Annotated in this window: 10 protein-coding genes and 2 pseudogenes; 1 reads left to right on the top strand and 11 read right to left on the bottom strand. The window is 27.0% G+C overall.

The features are described 5' to 3' along the window. The first annotated feature begins 186 nt into the window (after positions 1 to 186). Positions 187 to 1,443, top strand: a complete 1,257-nt coding sequence (locus tag RDY08_RS10925) for a Mu transposase C-terminal domain-containing protein (protein WP_307905656.1) — start codon at positions 187 to 189, stop codon at positions 1,441 to 1,443. A gap of 123 nt (positions 1,444 to 1,566) precedes the next feature. Here RDY08_RS10925 and RDY08_RS10920 read toward each other — a convergent pair. From RDY08_RS10920 to clpB, 11 genes and pseudogenes are all read right to left on the bottom strand, one after another. Further along, positions 1,567 to 1,686 (bottom strand): annotated as a pseudogene (locus RDY08_RS10920) (glycerate kinase); the annotation flags it as partial. A 396-nt stretch (positions 1,687 to 2,082) separates the two neighbouring features. Then, positions 2,083 to 2,259 carry a response regulator gene (locus RDY08_RS10915; protein ID WP_307905655.1) on the bottom strand — a complete coding sequence of 59 codons (177 nt, stop codon included), beginning with the start codon at positions 2,257 to 2,259 and terminating at the stop codon, positions 2,083 to 2,085. A 114-nt stretch (positions 2,260 to 2,373) separates the two neighbouring features. Further along, positions 2,374 to 3,039 (bottom strand): annotated as a pseudogene (locus RDY08_RS10910) (arsenic resistance protein); the annotation flags it as partial. Positions 3,040 to 3,041: 2 nt separating this feature from the next. Continuing rightward, positions 3,042 to 3,977 carry a hypothetical protein gene (locus tag RDY08_RS10905; protein ID WP_307905654.1) on the bottom strand — a complete coding sequence of 312 codons (936 nt, stop codon included), beginning with the start codon at positions 3,975 to 3,977 and terminating at the stop codon, positions 3,042 to 3,044. 367 nt (positions 3,978 to 4,344) lie between these two features. Continuing rightward, on the bottom strand, positions 4,345 to 5,883 hold the full coding sequence (locus tag RDY08_RS10900; RefSeq protein WP_307905653.1) for a restriction endonuclease subunit S: 1,539 nt from the start codon (positions 5,881 to 5,883) through the stop codon (positions 4,345 to 4,347). Then, positions 5,867 to 6,934 (bottom strand): PDDEXK nuclease domain-containing protein, encoded by a 1,068-nt coding sequence (locus RDY08_RS10895; protein ID WP_307905652.1) that lies wholly within the window; start codon positions 6,932 to 6,934, stop codon positions 5,867 to 5,869. The genes RDY08_RS10900 and RDY08_RS10895 overlap by 17 nt, the downstream gene beginning before the upstream one ends. Then, positions 6,934 to 8,367 carry a class I SAM-dependent DNA methyltransferase gene (locus tag RDY08_RS10890; RefSeq protein WP_307905651.1) on the bottom strand — a complete coding sequence of 478 codons (1,434 nt, stop codon included), beginning with the start codon at positions 8,365 to 8,367 and terminating at the stop codon, positions 6,934 to 6,936. Before RDY08_RS10890 ends, RDY08_RS10895 begins: the two co-directional genes overlap by 1 nt. 9 nt (positions 8,368 to 8,376) lie before the next feature. After that, positions 8,377 to 11,613 (bottom strand): type I restriction-modification system endonuclease, encoded by a 3,237-nt coding sequence (gene hsdR, locus RDY08_RS10885; protein ID WP_307905650.1) that lies wholly within the window; start codon positions 11,611 to 11,613, stop codon positions 8,377 to 8,379. A gap of 203 nt (positions 11,614 to 11,816) precedes the next feature. After that, on the bottom strand, positions 11,817 to 13,358 hold the full coding sequence (locus RDY08_RS10880; protein WP_307905649.1) for a SulP family inorganic anion transporter: 1,542 nt from the start codon (positions 13,356 to 13,358) through the stop codon (positions 11,817 to 11,819). 319 nt (positions 13,359 to 13,677) lie between these two features. Beyond that, positions 13,678 to 14,940 (bottom strand): hypothetical protein, encoded by a 1,263-nt coding sequence (locus tag RDY08_RS10875; protein ID WP_307905648.1) that lies wholly within the window; start codon positions 14,938 to 14,940, stop codon positions 13,678 to 13,680. Between the two features lie 185 nt (positions 14,941 to 15,125). Beyond that, entirely contained in the window at positions 15,126 to 17,696 is a 2,571-nt protein-coding gene (clpB, locus tag RDY08_RS10870) for an ATP-dependent chaperone ClpB (RefSeq protein ID WP_307905647.1), read from the bottom strand. Between the last annotated feature and the right edge of the window lie 17 nt (positions 17,697 to 17,713).

The following is a 17,713-nucleotide window of genomic DNA, read 5'->3' as shown; positions in this document are numbered from 1 at the left end:
GCACTAGGCAAGCGCTTTAATTTTAACCGAATGTAGATTAAAATATATCCATTGATAAGTTTATACCACTTTTGAGTTCTTTTGTCAACCTTTTTTGAAAAAAAATGAGCCTTTTTTTCTTCTTTACTTTTTCGTTATAGTATTATATAATATATATTATATAATACTATTGAAAGGAATTGGGCTATGGGTAAAAAAATCGATTTAGAAAATAAATTTGAAATTATTAAGCCTTTTCTCGAAAAAAAGAAAAAATTAAAAGAGATTAGTGAGCAAAATGGAATACCATATAGCACGTTAAAAAGATGGGTCAATAATTATAAAAAAAATGGAAAAGATGGATTAAAAAAAGCAAATAGATCTGATAAAAACAAACATAGAAGTTTAAACGATGAAGGAATTAACTATATAAAAAAGCTGTATTTTCAAAATCCTAATCAAAATATTTTAAATATTTATGAAAACGCAGTAGAGTTTTTAACTTCAAAAAATCAAAAAAATATTTCATATGATACAGTTTATAGAATTGTAAATAATTTAGATCCATTTGTAAAAAAATATGCTGATCTTTCATCGGTTACTCACTCCAATGATAGATTTGAATTTTTTTCTGTTTCGCTCGATATAATGGTTTTAGATGAATTAACAGATGAATATTTAACTCCATATATAAATATAATTTTTGATTCTTTTTCACACGCTATAGTTACTTTTTCTATATCTTTTAAAAAAGCTGACTTAGAATTAATAAAGTTGATTTTTAGAAAAGCTATTTTAAAGAAAAATTTTACTAATAAAAATATATATGGAATTCCTAAAACTTTTCTTATTAATAATATAAAAATAACACCAAAAATTGAATTATATGATTTGGAAAAAAATTTACCTATTAAAATTAAAATCGTAACAAATGAAGAAAGTTCTTTCCAAAGTTTTTTTACAAAATTAGAAAATCATATAAAAAAAATATCTAAAAAATATGATTTTTTTGATTATAATTCATTAAAAGAATCTGTTGAAAAATATATCACAGATTTGAACAATAACAAATTTTATGATAAATGGGAAAAGAATATTAAAAATTTTAGAGAATCTGAAAGTGAAAAAGAGTTAAATTTTTTATTAGTAAAATCACCAAGTACGCGAAAAGTTATAGACAGTAGAGTAAGATTTAATAATTTGATATATTTTTCTCCAGTATTAAGTGAATATAATAATCAAAATATATCAATTGAATATAATCCATTATCAGTATCTCAAATTAACATTTATTTTGAAGATAAATTGTTAGGAGTAGCTGTTTGCAACGAATTAATAGATAAAGAGATTAGCTTATATGAATTAAAAGTTATTCAAAGAACAATTATGATAAATCATTTGAACAAAAAAATTAATCAATCTGTCTTTTTCAGAGAAACTATAAAATTAATAAATGACAACTAAAAAAATAAGCTACGCTTCATCTGGTAGAGTATAAATATTTTTCTAAATTTTTGGCTTCTGAAAAATTTCGCCTTGAAAAATTGCATATTTCAAAAAACGGCGTAGCTTATTTTCTGAATAAATTTATACTTTACTAACTTCGCCTGTTATTATCACATTAGCATTTTTTATTTTTTCTTCTATGCTAAGTTTATCAAATATAATATCTATTCCTGATTTTAATTCTGAATTTAAAAAAGCTAATGCTCCTCCTCCAAATCTTAATCTTTTTTAGGAATAGCTTAAAAATAATTTTTTTATTTTATTCTAACTTATTTTATTCTAAAATATAAAAATCTTATTTTTAAACGTTCTTTGACCATAAATATTCATATGGTTTTAATTTTATAATAAACTTGTCATCAATTTCTTTATACTCTTTTTTACTTATTACATCATAATAATTTATTACAATTCATACTTGTTTTATCTTTTTCTATTTCTACTTCTAAGAATAATTTAACTGTAGTATAATTATAGTTAAATTATAGCATTTTATTAGTACAATTATCGCTTTTATTTTATACTTCTTTAATTCTAATTAAATTAATCACACTTTTGTTTCTAATTTGCCCAATATTTTATTTTTTCTACTAAATCCTATTTTTTAAACGGTTTTACAATATAATCATCCATTCCAAATTGTATTGCTTCATTTATCTCTTTTTCCAATGCAAAAGCACTAACTCCTATTATTATTATTTTGTTATATTTTTTATTTTCTCTTATTATTTTTGTTGCCTCTATTCCATTCAATACAGGCATTTGTATATCCATATTATTCTTTTTTTCATAAAACTAGCTTTTAAAAAAAGTGTACTTTTTCTTATCTTATATTCAATTATACCTGAAATAAAGGTTAAACCAATTTTTTTATATTTTGTATATCCTTTATTTTTCAAATCCATATCCTTCTAAAACATCTTCATAAAACCATCCAATAGTTTTATTCGCAACTTTAACTAAAGTCAACATTACAGGAACTTCTACTAAAACTCCAACTACTGTAGCAAGAGTCGCTCCAGAATTTAATCCAAATAAAGATATTGCAACCGCAACTGCCAATTTAAAGAAATTACTTGTTCCTATCATCCCTGCAGGTGCAGCAATATTGTGAGGTAATTTCCATAATTTAGCCCATAAATATGCAAATAAAAAGATTAAAAAAGTTTATATAGTAAGAGGTATTGCAATTAATAGTATATGTGTTGGATTTTTAATTATTATATCTCCTTGAAATGAAAATATAATTACCAAAGTAAGTAAAAGACCTGTTATTGTTATATTATTAAATTTAGGCAAAAAACTTTTTTCAAAATATTCTAATCCTCTATTTTTTATAACTGTTGTTCTTGTTATAAAACCTGCTGAAAATGGGACAATAACAAACAGTATAACTGATAAAAATAGTGTTGCATAAGGAACTTTTATATTACTGATTCCAAGTAAAACTGCTACAATTGGTGTAAATGCAAAAAGTATAATTATATCATTTATGGCAACCTGCACTAATGTGTATGCTGGATTTCCTTTTGTTAAATAACTCCAAACAAATAAACTTAATTTATTTTATTTAAGCCTCTTATTACCTCTCGGCCTAATCTTTGGGTAACTTTATTATCAAGACTTATATTTAGGTTATAGCTTTTAATAATTTTTCTCAAAATTGGTTTTACTTGCTCATCTAATAAATTATTATCTTCATCATAAATTCTTATCATTTTATTATTAAATCTCTTTAAAATATATGTTTTTGAATTTAAAATAAAATAAGCATATTCAACTACATTTGCTCCTAGTATACTAAAATTAAATTTTTTATTTTTCTCTGATAGCTCATTGGCAATATACTCGACAAATGACTTTAAAATATATTTTGAAATATTGTTAATTGGAGCAATTTCTAAATTATTCTCTAAAACAATCAATTGCCTGATCATAGTTTCTATCGAAATCAAATTAATAGAATTATCAGTCCAACTTAACCAAAAGCTATTATGGTGTTCTTTTGAAGTATTATTATATATTTTCTCATAAGCTTTTTCTGGTGGGGTAATTAGTACAGAAAAAATTGGAACATTTTTCTGAAAATCTTCACAATTTTTAAATACTTCTATTTGTTCTAAACATTGTTCCTTTTTAATAGCTGATTTTTTTATTTTATTTTCAATTAAAATATATATAATATCTTCCTCATCTGCCTTATTGGATATTGATAATACTATATCAACTATTCGTAATTTTTTATTGGACTGAATTTTTACTTCTGGAATTGCTGAAAAAGTATAGTATTTATTAAATTTTTGAATTTTTTTCCTAAAAGTATCTCCACTTATATCTACATACTTCTCTATATCTTTTAAATTTTCTAAAAAAAGAATTAAAAATGCATTTCCGAAATCATTTGTTTCGTTCAATAAAAAACTTAAAAATGATGTAATATTAGTTTCTGATATTTGACCATTTCCTTGACTTAATGCTTCGAAAATATTCATTGGACCTCCTATTATTTTTGATTAATTATAAAATTAGCTCTGTCGAATAGTTCATCAAATGTTAAAATTTTGATATCTTTTATCTTCCTACTAATTTTTTCGCCTAAATGAAATTTTAAACAACTTATTTAGAACAAACTTCATTAGATTTAACCGCCCATTAAAACAGAATCCCACTAGGACGGTGGGCTAGTCATGTTTGCGGTATAAAAGTTTTTAAAAATCCTACTATTGCATTACAAAATGGTTCAAATTTACCGTTTACTTTATTTTTAATCCATTGATTAATATTTCTGTTTCTTCTGCGTTTGGAATTTCATCAATAAAAGATTCAATTGCATCTTTTCGTAAATTTTTCAATAAACTTTTAATTCTCACAAGACATCTCCTGCAATACTCTCTTCAACAACTCAATAGCAGGTTCATCATCAGGATTATTTGTCCCTAATTCTCCTCTAAATGCTTTTGATAGAATTGATTTTTCAAGTAAATCAATTTGTTCTTCCATTTCAAGAAGGTCTTTTGCTTCTTCTTCTGTTCTAAAGAATTGTTCAAGCTGTCGAATAATTTCTGTTTGTTCTTTAAGTGATGGAAACGGAACTCCTATGGTTGCCGTTGCTGTTGAACTTACGTTTCCTTGATTAACTCCACCGGTTTCAAAACTAAAAAACTTATCCCTAAAAATATTTGAATATAAATATCTAAATATAAAAGTGTTTATTTCATCAATTGTAGTTATTCCAAGAATTCTTTGATTAAGTAATAACATTCTTTCACCTAAATTATTAATTTTTATGGCATAACCGTAATCTTTTTTGTATTTTGTTCCAGTTAAAGTTAATAGTATATCATTTTCTTTCAATTTTGTTTTATTAACTATTTTTTCATCTAAAGATAAAGGCATAAAAACAGGATTCCTATCCAAATTAAGTGAATTTTGATATAAATTCCCCATCCTTATTACCTGTAACCCTTCTTGTGTAAAAAATTTACTTTTAAATGCGTAACCGTTCTTAAATTCTGTAATATCCCCCAACATAACCCAACACCACCCATCAGGCAATTCATAAGGCTGATCACTTCCATAGACCTTCATCTCTTCAACAGATTTAATTTCAGGCTTTTTAGGTTTTCTTTTTCCTTCTTTTTCTGCTATTTTATATTTTTCTTCCCATTTTTTTAATTTTTCTTCATTTATCTTTTTAAGAAGTTTATCAACTGATTCAGTTTCATTCTCTTCTCTCCATTTTTTAGTCAATTCTCCTGTAAAAGCTTTATGTAAAATACTTGCTCTACGAAGTTCAAAAGTTTCTTTTGCTTCTGTAATTAGTTCTTTTGCTTGTTTTATTTTTGAAAGCATATCTTCAAGTTTTGCAACTATTCTTTTTTGTTCAGCTAACGGCGGAAGCTGAAATTTTATTTCCAAAATATCATCTCGATTTATTCCAGGAATTAAACCTTTGGCTCTAGTTTTTAACTCTTCAATATAACTTTGAAAAAATCTATATATAAATATATTATCTATATCATTTTTTAATTTTATTCCCATTACTTGACGACTCAAATTTGCTTTTTCTTCTTTTAAAATTAATAATTTACCTACTGTACCTTTTACACTTAATATAATATCTCCTTTATTTGCAATAATCTTTGGCTTTTCTATCCATCTTTCAATAAGTAAATTATCATTTTCCATATTACTTGCACCCATTATATACGGAATACCTATTTTATTCTCATTACACAATTTTTTTGAAACGTCTTGCCCAGAAATTAAATTAATAATATTTCCTAATCTCACCCACGCCCAATTTCCAGGCAACTCATAAGGCTGCTCTTCTTCTGGGATCAATGCCTCTTTCAATAATTCATCTATACTTTTTTTCTCTTTATTCTTCTTCGCCATACTCTGTCTCCTTTTCTGCCAACTCTATCTTTTTAAACTCTTCTTCAAATTCTTCTATTGTAGGCAGAATATCTTTAAACTCATTCGGTAATTTTTCTATTACCTCATATTCACTTACCCCTATTGGTTTTATCATCTCTCTCAATGAATATTCTGCTGTGATTTTATCTTTTGAAGTACACAAAATAATTCCAATACTAGGATTATCAGTTTCATTTTTTAATTTTTCATCAACAAGAGTTAAATAAAAATTTACTTTACCTGCATATTCAGGTTTAAACTCTCCCACTTTCAATTCAATTACTACATAACATCTTAATTTTATATGGTAAAACAGCAAATCAAGATAATAATCCTTTCCACTCAATTCTAAATGATATTGATTCCCAATAAATGCAAATCCTTTCCCAAGCTCAAGTAAAAATTTCATAATATTTTTCACAAGAGCATTTTCAAGTTCTCTTTCACTATATTTTTTACTTATATTAAGAAAATCAAATTTATAAGGATCTTTTAATGTTTCATTGGCTAAATCAGAATAAATTTCAGGTAGTGTCTCTTTAAAATTTGTAATTGCTTTTCCTTCCCTCTTATATAAATTGCTCTTAATATGATGAAGTAAAACACTTCTACTCCATCCATTTTCCAATATATTATTCAAATAAAAGGTTGCTTCTTCTATATTATTACATTTTGAAATTATCACAATATTACTTCCCCAAGGTATCGTTTTTAATTGGGCAACAACTTGTTGCCCAATTTCATCTTTATTCCAAAACAAATACCATTGCCTTATATATTTGAGATTTCTTTCTGAAAAACCTTTTATTTCAGGGAATTCTCTTTTTAAATCACTACTCAAATTTTTTAAAAAATTACTTCCCCATTTATACTTTAACTGCATATTGGTAATATCTTCTCCTAATTCCCAATAAAAATTTAAAAGCTCTCTGTTTACAGAAATACTTGCTTTTATCTGTGAATTTCTAAACTTTAGTTTTAAATTACTTATCCAGTTTTTATAATCTATATTATCAATTATAGTTCCCATTATAGTTCTACTCCACTTAAACGAAGTTCTTTAATAACACTTTGAAGTAAATCTGCTGCCTGTTCAAGTTTTACTATTGCTTCTTCTGCACTTTCGATTGGATTTGGTAAGTCCTCATGGTCAATTTGATTTTCATCTTTTTGCAATCCTAAATCAAGATTATAATTTTTATTTTTAATCTCATCTATTGTATATTTTGTCCATTTATCACTTTTATGATTAATAAATGTTTCTTCAAAATCTTTAAAATGTTCTCTTTTTAATGGATTAGTTTTCCCAAAGTTAGGCATATTAGTTCTTAAATCATAATACCAAACCTCTTTTGTATTATCTTTATCATTTACACCTCTTGTTAAGAATAAAACATTTGTTTTTACACCTTGTGCATAAAATATTCCAGTTGGTAATCTTAATATTGTATGAAGATTGCATTTATTTAATAAATTCTTTCTTATTTCCATTCCATCACCATCTTGGAATAAAACATTATCAGGTAATACAACCGCTGCTCTAGCTTTTCCATTAGTATTTAAAGAACGATAAATATGTTGTAAAAAGTTTAACTGTTTATTTGAAGTAATAAAAGGTAAATCATCTCTTCTTGGTCGTTCTCCACCTTTTTTTGTTCCAAAGGGAGGATTTGTTAAAACAACATCATAACCTTTCATACTTTTTCCAAGACTAGATAATGTATCCCCAAATAATAAATTGCCATCAATATCATGCAACATTGCATTCATAAGAGCTAATCTATGAGTATCGCTTACAAGTTCACAACCTGAAAATGCTTCTTTTATTTGAAATTCTTGTTTTTTTTCATCTAATTCTAAATAATCACTTGTCTTTTCTTTTAAGAATTTATCAGCAGCAATCATAAATCCAAAAGTTCCAGCAGCGGGATCATTACATTTGTCTCCAATCTCAGGCTTTGTTATTTCTACCATTACATCAATTAAAACTCTTGGTGTGAAATATTGCCCTGCACCTGATTTTTTCTCTTCAGCATTTTTTTGTAATAAACCTTCATACAGATTTCCTAACCCTTCTTCTTTTGCATTATACCAATCAAGTTTATCAATTTCTCTTATTATTTTTTCAAGGTTTCTCGGTTCTTCAATATTTGTATTTGCCTTATTGTAAATATATTTAATTTTACCTTCTCCATGCTCTCCCAAGTAACTAAGTATACTTTTATACTTTTTCATCAACTCAATTCCTGATTCTTTTGTGATATTTTCCCATCTATAACCTTCCGGTATTTTAACTTCTATATCACCATTTTTTCTTTCAATTTCTTCTTGCCCTGTTTCTTTCATCATCTTCAAAAAAAGTATATAAGTAAGTTCAGTAACATATTGATGATAAGTAATCCCATCATCTCGCAAAACATTACATAAATTCCATAATTTTTGTACTATTTCTACAGTTCCCATAAAATCCTCCTATGCTGAAATATTAAATAAATATTTGTTTAATTCATCTATTATACTTTCTAATTCTCCATTAAATATTTTATCTATCTTTTTAAATCCACCTTGATTTTTAAATGCTGATTTATCAAAATCTTCTTTTTGCATTATATTTTCAACTAACAACTGTTTTTCTATTATATCTAACCATTTCTTTTGTAAAGCGTTCCACTGTTTTTTTTGTCTGATTTTATTTACTGCAAGTTTAATTCTATCCTCATGATTTATTAACGGTTCATTATCAATAGCGTTTTTTATGAAACTTATTATATCTGCTAATATTTCTTCATTTTTTAAATCCTTATATGCAGAGTTCAAATATGTTTCTGAAAAATCTTTTTCTGTAAGTATTAATTTAAGCCCTCTTAATTGTTGCCTAGTTATTTTAGTTGGTGCTGTTTTTAATAATTTCAGAGCTTCAATTTTATCACTGTTTTCAATTATAAACTTTTTAAAAGATTCCAAATAATCATCTGGCTTTTTATTTTTTTTCCCATATCCTCTTTTCACTTCAATTATTGCATCTTTATGATTCGAAATATATTGTTTTTGAGGTAAATATTTTACTGTGTCTAAATATCTAAATAGTTCAATATCATCCATTAATTTTTTAGTTGCATCTTCTACTGGCATCTTTTTTATTTCTTCAATATATTCTTCTGGTGTTTTATTTCCTGATTTCAATTTAAAATATTCTTCTAACTCCTGTTTTTCAATTAATTTCTTTTTTCTTTGTATTTTTGCAATGATTTCTTCTCTCTTTTTATTTAAATGTTCTTTTTTTTCTATTAACTCTATTTCACCTATCATTTTCTCAAAATTTTGATTAGGATTTTGTACTATCGGCTTCATATCTGTATAATCTTTTAACGAATCATATACTCCAACTGTATCAAATATTTTAAAATGAGTTTTCCCTATTTTATCACATAATCTTGTTGCTCTCCCTATCATTTGTTCATACAAAATCCTTGATTTTACTCTTCTTATAAATACCAAGTTACATATTTCAGGTACGTTAATTCCTGTAGTAAGTAAATCCACAGTTACAACAATATTAGGCAATTTTTCATTTTTAAATCTTTTGATAGCTTCTTCTTGTCCTTTTCCAAGATACCCAGTTATTTTTTGAATAGAATTATCATATATTTCCCAACCTAATTCTTCAAATTCTTCTTTCAATATTTTTACTATCATATCAGCGTGTTCATCTGTTGCTGCAAATATTAATGTTTTTTCTTCTGATTCTGGGTTTAAATATTTTACTAATTCTTTTATAACAGTTCTATTAAAATTTTTTGTTATTACTCTTCTATTAAAACCTTCTATTTCTATTTTTAATTCATCATCTAGTCTTTCTTTTTCAACTTTCCCTTCTTTTCTATTATAAACAGATACTTCCTCTCCAACTTGCCAAACCATACCATTTGTATTTAACTCTGTTTCAATAATTACAGGTGGTTCGTGGTCAACTAAGTTTCCATCTATTACTGCTTGTCTATAACTGTACTCATAAACACTATGTCCAAATATGTCTACAGTATGCAATGCGGGAGTTGCAGTCAATCCAATTTTAACTGCCTCAAAATACTCTATAGCTGTTCTATATTTACTTACATAATCATTTTGATTTTTAAAATTCACTTCCTCTTCTTCCATCTCTTTATCTAAAATATAACCTCTATGTGCTTCATCAATAATTATACAATCATATTGACCCACACTTGGTTTTAATTCATTATCATTACTATATATAATTCTTCTTACTAATCCTTGAATTGTTGCAATATGTACTTTTGTTGTATCTTCAAGCTCTTTATCTTTTATTTCTTTTACATCATAAATTTGTGCAAAAGTTTGTAAATCTTCCATTTTAGCTTCTTTGAAGCTATCTCCTGCCTGATTCCCTAAACTTGCTCTATCTACTAGAAATAATATCCTTTTAAATCTTCCACTTTTTAGTAATCTATAAATTAAAGCTATTGCAGTTCTTGTTTTTCCTGTGCCAGTTGCCATTGTAAGCAATATTTTATCTTTTCCTTCTACAATTGCTTTTTCTACCTCTTGTATTGCTTCTACTTGATAATATCTTAATCCTAAACCTTCTTTTGATTTCAAATAATTAAAAGGTTCCTCTTCAAGTTTCTTGTTTCCGTCATCAATATTTTTACTTAATAATTCCTCAATATCACGTGGAGAATACCAATTTTTTAATGCTTTTGGGTGATTAGTAGGTTTTCTTCCATTTAAAAACCAGATGCCCGATTTTTCTTCAATTGTTTTATTATATTCTCTTCCATTAGCTGCAAACATAAAAGGAATATTATATTTATTAAAAGGTGCTCCTTTTACAAATTTTTCATTATCTATAATTCTTGCTTTTTCAGAGTAGATTTTTGATTCATTTAAAACTGATATTACATCAGTTGATTTCTTTTTGGCTTCTATTACTCCTACAAACTCCAAGCCAATAAATAGTGCATAGTCAACTCTCATCTTCGATGTTGGCCACTCTGCAATAGCTATGTTTCTTCCTTTTTCTGGTCTTGTTCCTTTTGAAAATCTTAAATTTCCACTATCAGCTTCCCACCCTACACTCTTTAATTGTTCATCAATAATTTTTCTTGTTTCTTTTTCATCAAATTTAATTTTCTGTACAGCTTTAATTGAGATGATCTTCTTTTCTTCTTTATTTCTAATTGATCTGTTTACTGCTTTTAATTCATTAAATTCTTTTGATAATTTTTCATTTTCCTTTTTTAGTTTTTCATAATCAGAAGTTAATTCAAATTTTTCAGGTGTTTTATAAATTGTTGTTTCAGAATCAAAAGTTAAATCACTTCCATAAACTTCCTTAAACCAAGCAGACAATTTAACAGCCATTGATAAATAAGTATCTGCATCATCAAATGAAGAATATCCTTCGTGAGTAGCTTTGTTTCCTATTATTCTTAAACTATGAAAAATTTCTTCAATTTCTCTTTCTAGTAAATCTTCTCTTTTTAACAATTTTAATCTATCAATTTGATTATTGCTTTCAGGATCAATTAAATTTTCTTCCTTAATTATTAATTTTGCTATATTTTCTGCTAAAACTCTTAATTTTATCAATGTTGTATTTGAATCAATAAATAAATTCTTTTCTGCAAACTCTCCTAAATTGGCTAAAGTTGGCCAATCTGCAATCAAAAATTCAAAATTACTTTTCATAAATTAAATCCCTCCTCAAAGCAACAATTTCTAAATATTATACCATATTTTTTGGTTTTTTGCCCAATATTTTACTGTAGGCGATTAGGATGGCCGCCGAATATTTGTTTTTATGGACGATAAGATTTTCATACAATCCCTATCATTTTAACCTATCTCTACCCAATCCAAAAAAGAGACCACTTTTTCAGTAGTCTCTTCTTTTATGCTAAAGTATCATCTGCAATGTAATATTTAGGATCTTCTAAAATATTTACATCAATAATTTCTTCTGCGTTATTTAATAATTGTAAACAATCAGGGCTCAAATGTTTCAAATGAAGCTTTTTATTGTTTTCTTTATATTTTTTTGTTATTGAATTTATAGCTTCTATAGCTGAATGATCCATAATGTGTGAGTTTTTAAAATCAATCATTATCTCCTTTGGATCATTTTTTATATCAAATATATTTTTAAAACAAGTTGCAGAAGCAAAAAACAATGGACCGTCTAATCTATATACTTTTATTCCATCATCTCTCATAAAAATAGTAGCTGATATTTGTTTCCCTTTTTCCCAAGCAAATATTAAAGCTGAAAGGATAACACCCACAATAACGGCAAGAGCTAAATCATGAACAACTGTTATTATCATAACTATAATTATAACAATAACATCTTTTAAAGGTATTTTATTTCCTAATTTTAAAGACTCCCATTCAAAAGTTCCTATTACAACCATAAACATAACTCCAACTAATGCAGCTAATGGAATTATTTCAATTAACGAAGAGCCAAACATTACAAATAAAAGTAATGAAATAGCTGCCACTATTCCAGATAATCTTTTTCTTCCACCAGAGGTTACATTGATAATACTTTGCCCAATCATAGCACAACCGCCCATTCCACCAAATACTCCGCAAAGCATATTTCCAGCACCCTGCCCAATACACTCTTTATTACTTCGTCCTCTTGTATCTGTAAGCTCATCAATCAAAGTTAATGTAAGCAAAGATTCAATAAGTCCAACTAAAGCAGCTGTCAAAGCAAATGGAAAGATAATCTCCAATGTTTTTAAATTAAAAGGTACTTTTGGTAAACTAAATTGAGGAAAAGCCCCAGAAATTCCACCTTTTGCAAAATCTTTTACATTTGGGATATTAAATCCAGATTTACTTAACCAAAGACTAATTAAAGTAACAGTTATAATAGCAGCTAAAGATGAAGGAACTGCTTTTGTTAATTTTGGCAAAAAATATATAATTAACATAGTTAAAATTACTAATCCTAACATTATATATAAAGTTGAACCAGTCATCCACATTGATTTACCATTAACATCAACTTTAAATTGTCCAAGCTGTGCTCTAAAAATAACAATGGCTAATCCATTTACAAATCCTAACATAACTGGATGTGGAATTATTCTTGCGAATTTACCCAATTTAAAAACACCAATTAAAATTTGAATTATACCAACTAATATCACTGTTGCAAATAGATATTGTGTCCCATATGTACTAACTAAAGCCACAAATACCACTGCCATAGAGCCAGTAGCTCCTGAAATCATACCTGGTCGTCCACCAAAAACAGCAGTAATAAGTCCCATAATAAACGCAGCATAAAGTCCAACCAAAGGTGAAACTCCTGCTACAAATGAAAATGCAATAGCTTCTGGAATTAATGCTAATGCAACTGTTAATCCTGAAAGAATTTCATCTTTCGCATTTAATTTTTTCTTTAAAACATCAAAAAACATATACTCTCCTTAAAAAATTTATTTTAATGTGCATAACACATTAGGAACGTTTAAAAAATAAGTTTCTTGTATTTTGTTATAAAAACGCTTAAATCGTTGCGTATTTTATAACAAAATCATAAGGTTATTTTTAAGCCGTTCCTAGTTATACAAAAGCGAAGAAAAAGTATATCACAAAACAATAAACAAGTCAAAAAAATTATAAAAAATATTAAGGGATTGTTACAGTTCAGATGTGTATATATCAAACTAAAAGTACCTAGCACCTTAATCGTGATTTGAAAAGTATATAACAAAAGGCAGATCAATCAACCAATTATTAAAAATGTATTGTAAAAATTGGCCAATTACCTTCTAATTTATTCATTGCACTTAAAATGCCTATTGGATTAATATCAATATAATCTGACAAATCTAATTTTTCTGAACCTATTTTTTCATTTCTATTTTCAAAAAGTTTTGTTGTATAATAGGTTGCCCCAATAACACCAAGTGAAGTTGATACATTTAAGAACGTTCTAGCTTGTCCTTCTTCCATTTTATCCTCAAAAAGGCCTGTAATTGCTAACCCCGTAAGCCAACCAAGTCCTTGTGAGGCTTTTGCTAAAAACCAATCATTTTTTCTAAATTTTATTTTTTCTTCTATATTTTTGCCTAATATATATGGAGTGACTGCTCCAATTGAGCTAATTCCAGCTTTTACTCGTGCATCTACAGGTATTTCTAAAAGTATATTTCTTAAAGATAATGAATAATTATCTAAAATTCCATATGCTCCCATTGAAAGCCTATATTTCATTCCATATTGCAAACCAGAATAAAAAACTATAGGATTAACAACAGCATTAATCCTATAATAGTTTCTTTCACTAAGCTGTTTTTCATTTACTAAAAAACTATTTTGAAATCTCGAAATAAACATCCATTCTGTTCCTATAGAAAAAGCAGTTCTATTTATTTTATATTTATCTGATATTTTTTTTGTATAAAGATAAGCAGCATATCCTGTTCCAATCATAAATTTTACTCTTTCTTTATTTAATTCTCCATATGTTCCTCTTAAAATATCATATAATTCAATTGTAGTTGACAATCCTGCAAGAGACATATTTATAAAATCGCGTTTGTAAAAAGTTCCTCTATCTGCTAATTTATTTAAATAAATATAAGAACCCCATCCTGCAACTGCAGAAGTTGCAAAAGCTACCTTTTCTCTATTGGTATCAATAATTAATAAAAATGCTGTGGAAGCTGAATATAATGTCGTCCCATAAACGATAATATTTTTATCTTTTTCAGTTTCGTAACTTAAATTATCTGAATATTCTTTATTAAGAAAAATTTCTGAAACTATCTTTTTTTCTACTGGTATTGTTTTTTTATATATTGACTTTCCTTTTTTATAAAAAACTTCAATATAATATTTTCCTTTTCTATTTTTTATTATAAATATATGTTCGACGTTTGAGATATTCTCTCTTACTTGAAGTTTTGGTGGGATTATTTGCATCTCTTTTAAAACAAGTTCTTCTGCAAAGATTAGATTAGAAAATATTAAAAATAAAAACACTATCTTTTTCATTTTTATCACCTCTATATATATTTACTGCTTATTTTTGGATTTCCTCTTTTTATTTAGGAATGGCTTAAAAATAACATATTAAAAAAAACGGCGTAGCTTATTTTCTGAATAAATTTATACTTTCCTAATAAATAAAAAATATAAAGAGCCAGAACAGTCCCCCATTCTGGCTCTTTATCACAAAATTATTTCCTATAAACCAACTCTCCATCTTCAACATCTAACTTAACAACAGAATTCTCTTTTATTTCACCCCTTAAAATCATTTTACCTAAATTTGTCTCTATTCCTTTTTGTAAATATCTTTTTAACGGCCTTGCTCCATAAATAGGATCATATCCATTTTCAGCAATTAAATCTAAAGCTTTCTCTGTATATTCCAATTTTATATATCTTTCTTCTAATCTATTATTTATTTCAACTAGCAATAATTTTACAATCTCTTTTATACTCTCTCTGTCCAACATCTTAAATAGAGCAATCTCATCTATTCTATTTAAAAATTCTGGTTTAAAATATCCCCTCAATGTGTCAAAAACTTTTTCTTTTATATTTTCTGTAATTTCAGCAGACTCAGCTATATATCCACTTCCTAAATTTGAAGTCATTATTATTATTGTATTTTTAAAATCTACAACTTTACCTTTCCCATCTGTTAATCTTCCATCATCAAGAAGTTGTAATAAAATATTAAATATATCATGATGGGCTTTTTCTATTTCATCAAATAGTATTACAGAATAGGGCTTTCTCCTTACAGCTTCTGTTAATTGACCACCCTCTTCATATCCAACATATCCTGGAGGTGCTCCTATTAAACGTGTTACGCTAAATTTATCCATATATTCAGACATATCAATCCTAATTATATTATCCTCACTATCAAACAGGTCATATGCCAAGCTCTTCGCTAAATGAGTTTTCCCAACTCCCGTAGGTCCTAAAAATATAAATGACCCTATTGGACGCTTTGGATCTTTTAATCCTGCTCTTGCTCTTACTATTGCATCTGCCACATATTTTATAGCCTCACTTTGTCCAATTACTTGAGTATTCAATCTTTTTTCAAGGGATAATATCTTCTCTTTTTCTCCTTCCATTAATTTTGATAATGGAATACCTGTCCATTTAGAGATAATTTGTGCAATCTCTTCTCCTGTTACTTCCTCTTTTAGTAATTTATTTTCTTGATTCTCTTTCTCTTTTTCAAGTCTAGCTTCTTCATCTTTTAATCTATTTTCCAATTCTGTTAATGTACCATATTTAAGTTCTGCAACTTTATTCAAATCATATTGTCTTTCAGCTTCCTCTATTTGATAATTTACCTTTTCAATCTCTTCTTTAATCTCTTTAACTTTAACTATTCCCTGTTTCTCAAGGTCCCATTTACTCTTTAATTCATCTCTTCTTACTTTTAATTCTGATAACTCTTTTTTTAATTTAAGCAATCTCTCTTTTGAAACTTTATCTTTCTCTTTTTTTAATGCTTCTTTTTCTATTTCAAGTTGCATAATCCTTCTTGAAATTTCGTCTAATTCATATGGCATACTATCAATCTCTACTCTTAACATAGCTCCAGCCTCATCTATTAGATCAATAGCTTTATCTGGTAAATGTCTATCACTTATATATCTATGACTTAATACAGCGGCTAGAACAAGAGCATTATCAGAAATCCTAATACCGTGATGTACCTCAAATCTCTCTTTTAATCCTCTTAATATGGATATTGTATCCTCAACTGTTGGCTCATTTACCATAACAGGTTGAAATCTTCTTTCTAAAGCTGAATCTTTTTCTATATATTTTCTATATTCATCAATAGTTGTGGCTCCAATAACTTTTATTTCTCCTCTAGCTAACATTGGTTTTAATAAATTCCCTGCATCCATAGCCCCTTCAGTTTTTCCTGCACCAACTATTGTATGAATCTCATCTATAAATAAAATTATATCTCCATTGCTTTCCTCTATCTCTTTTAAAACAGCTTTTAATCTCTCTTCAAATTCTCCTCTATATTTTGCTCCAGCAACAAGTGCTCCCATATCTAATGAAAAAACTGTCTTATTTTTTAATCCTTCTGGAACATCTCCTTTTAATATTCTTTGAGCTAACCCTTCAACTATTGCAGTTTTTCCTACTCCCGGTTCTCCTACCAATACAGGATTATTCTTAGTTCTTCTTGATAAAATTCTTATTGCCCTTCTTATCTCTTCATCTCTTCCTATTACAGGATCTAATTTCCCTTCTCTAGCTAATGAAACTAAATCTTTCCCAAATTTATTTAAGACATCATAAGTTCCTTCAGGATTTTTAGAATCTACATTTTGATAACCTCTAACACTTTTTAATACATTTTCAAAATTCTTTTTATTAACTCCAAATTCCTTTATCCAATTTAAATCATCAATTACTGCTAAAAATAGATGTTCTACACTAATATATGAATCATTATATTTTTTCATATATGTTTCTGCATTAACTAAAATTCTATTTAATCTAGTAGAACCATATATTTCTGTATTCCCTCCTTCTACTTTAGATCTTTTATCCAATTCACTTTCTACTTTACTTATTAATCCTGATACATCTATTCCCATTTTTCGTAAAATATTTGAAATCAATCCATTTACCTGCCCAAGTAAAGCTAATAACAAATGCTCTACATCGATTTGCTGATGCTTATACCTTATAGCAAAATTTTGTGCTTCTGACAAAGCTTCTAAACTTTTTTGTGTAAATTTATCTTGTTCCATTTCACCCACCTCCATTT

Source organism: Haliovirga abyssi (assembly GCF_030295325.1).
Classification (GTDB): Bacteria; Fusobacteriota; Fusobacteriia; order Fusobacteriales; family Haliovirgaceae; genus Haliovirga; species Haliovirga abyssi.
Note: the sequence above shows the minus strand (reverse complement) of the source record. Positions and strands in the feature narration are given on the sequence as shown.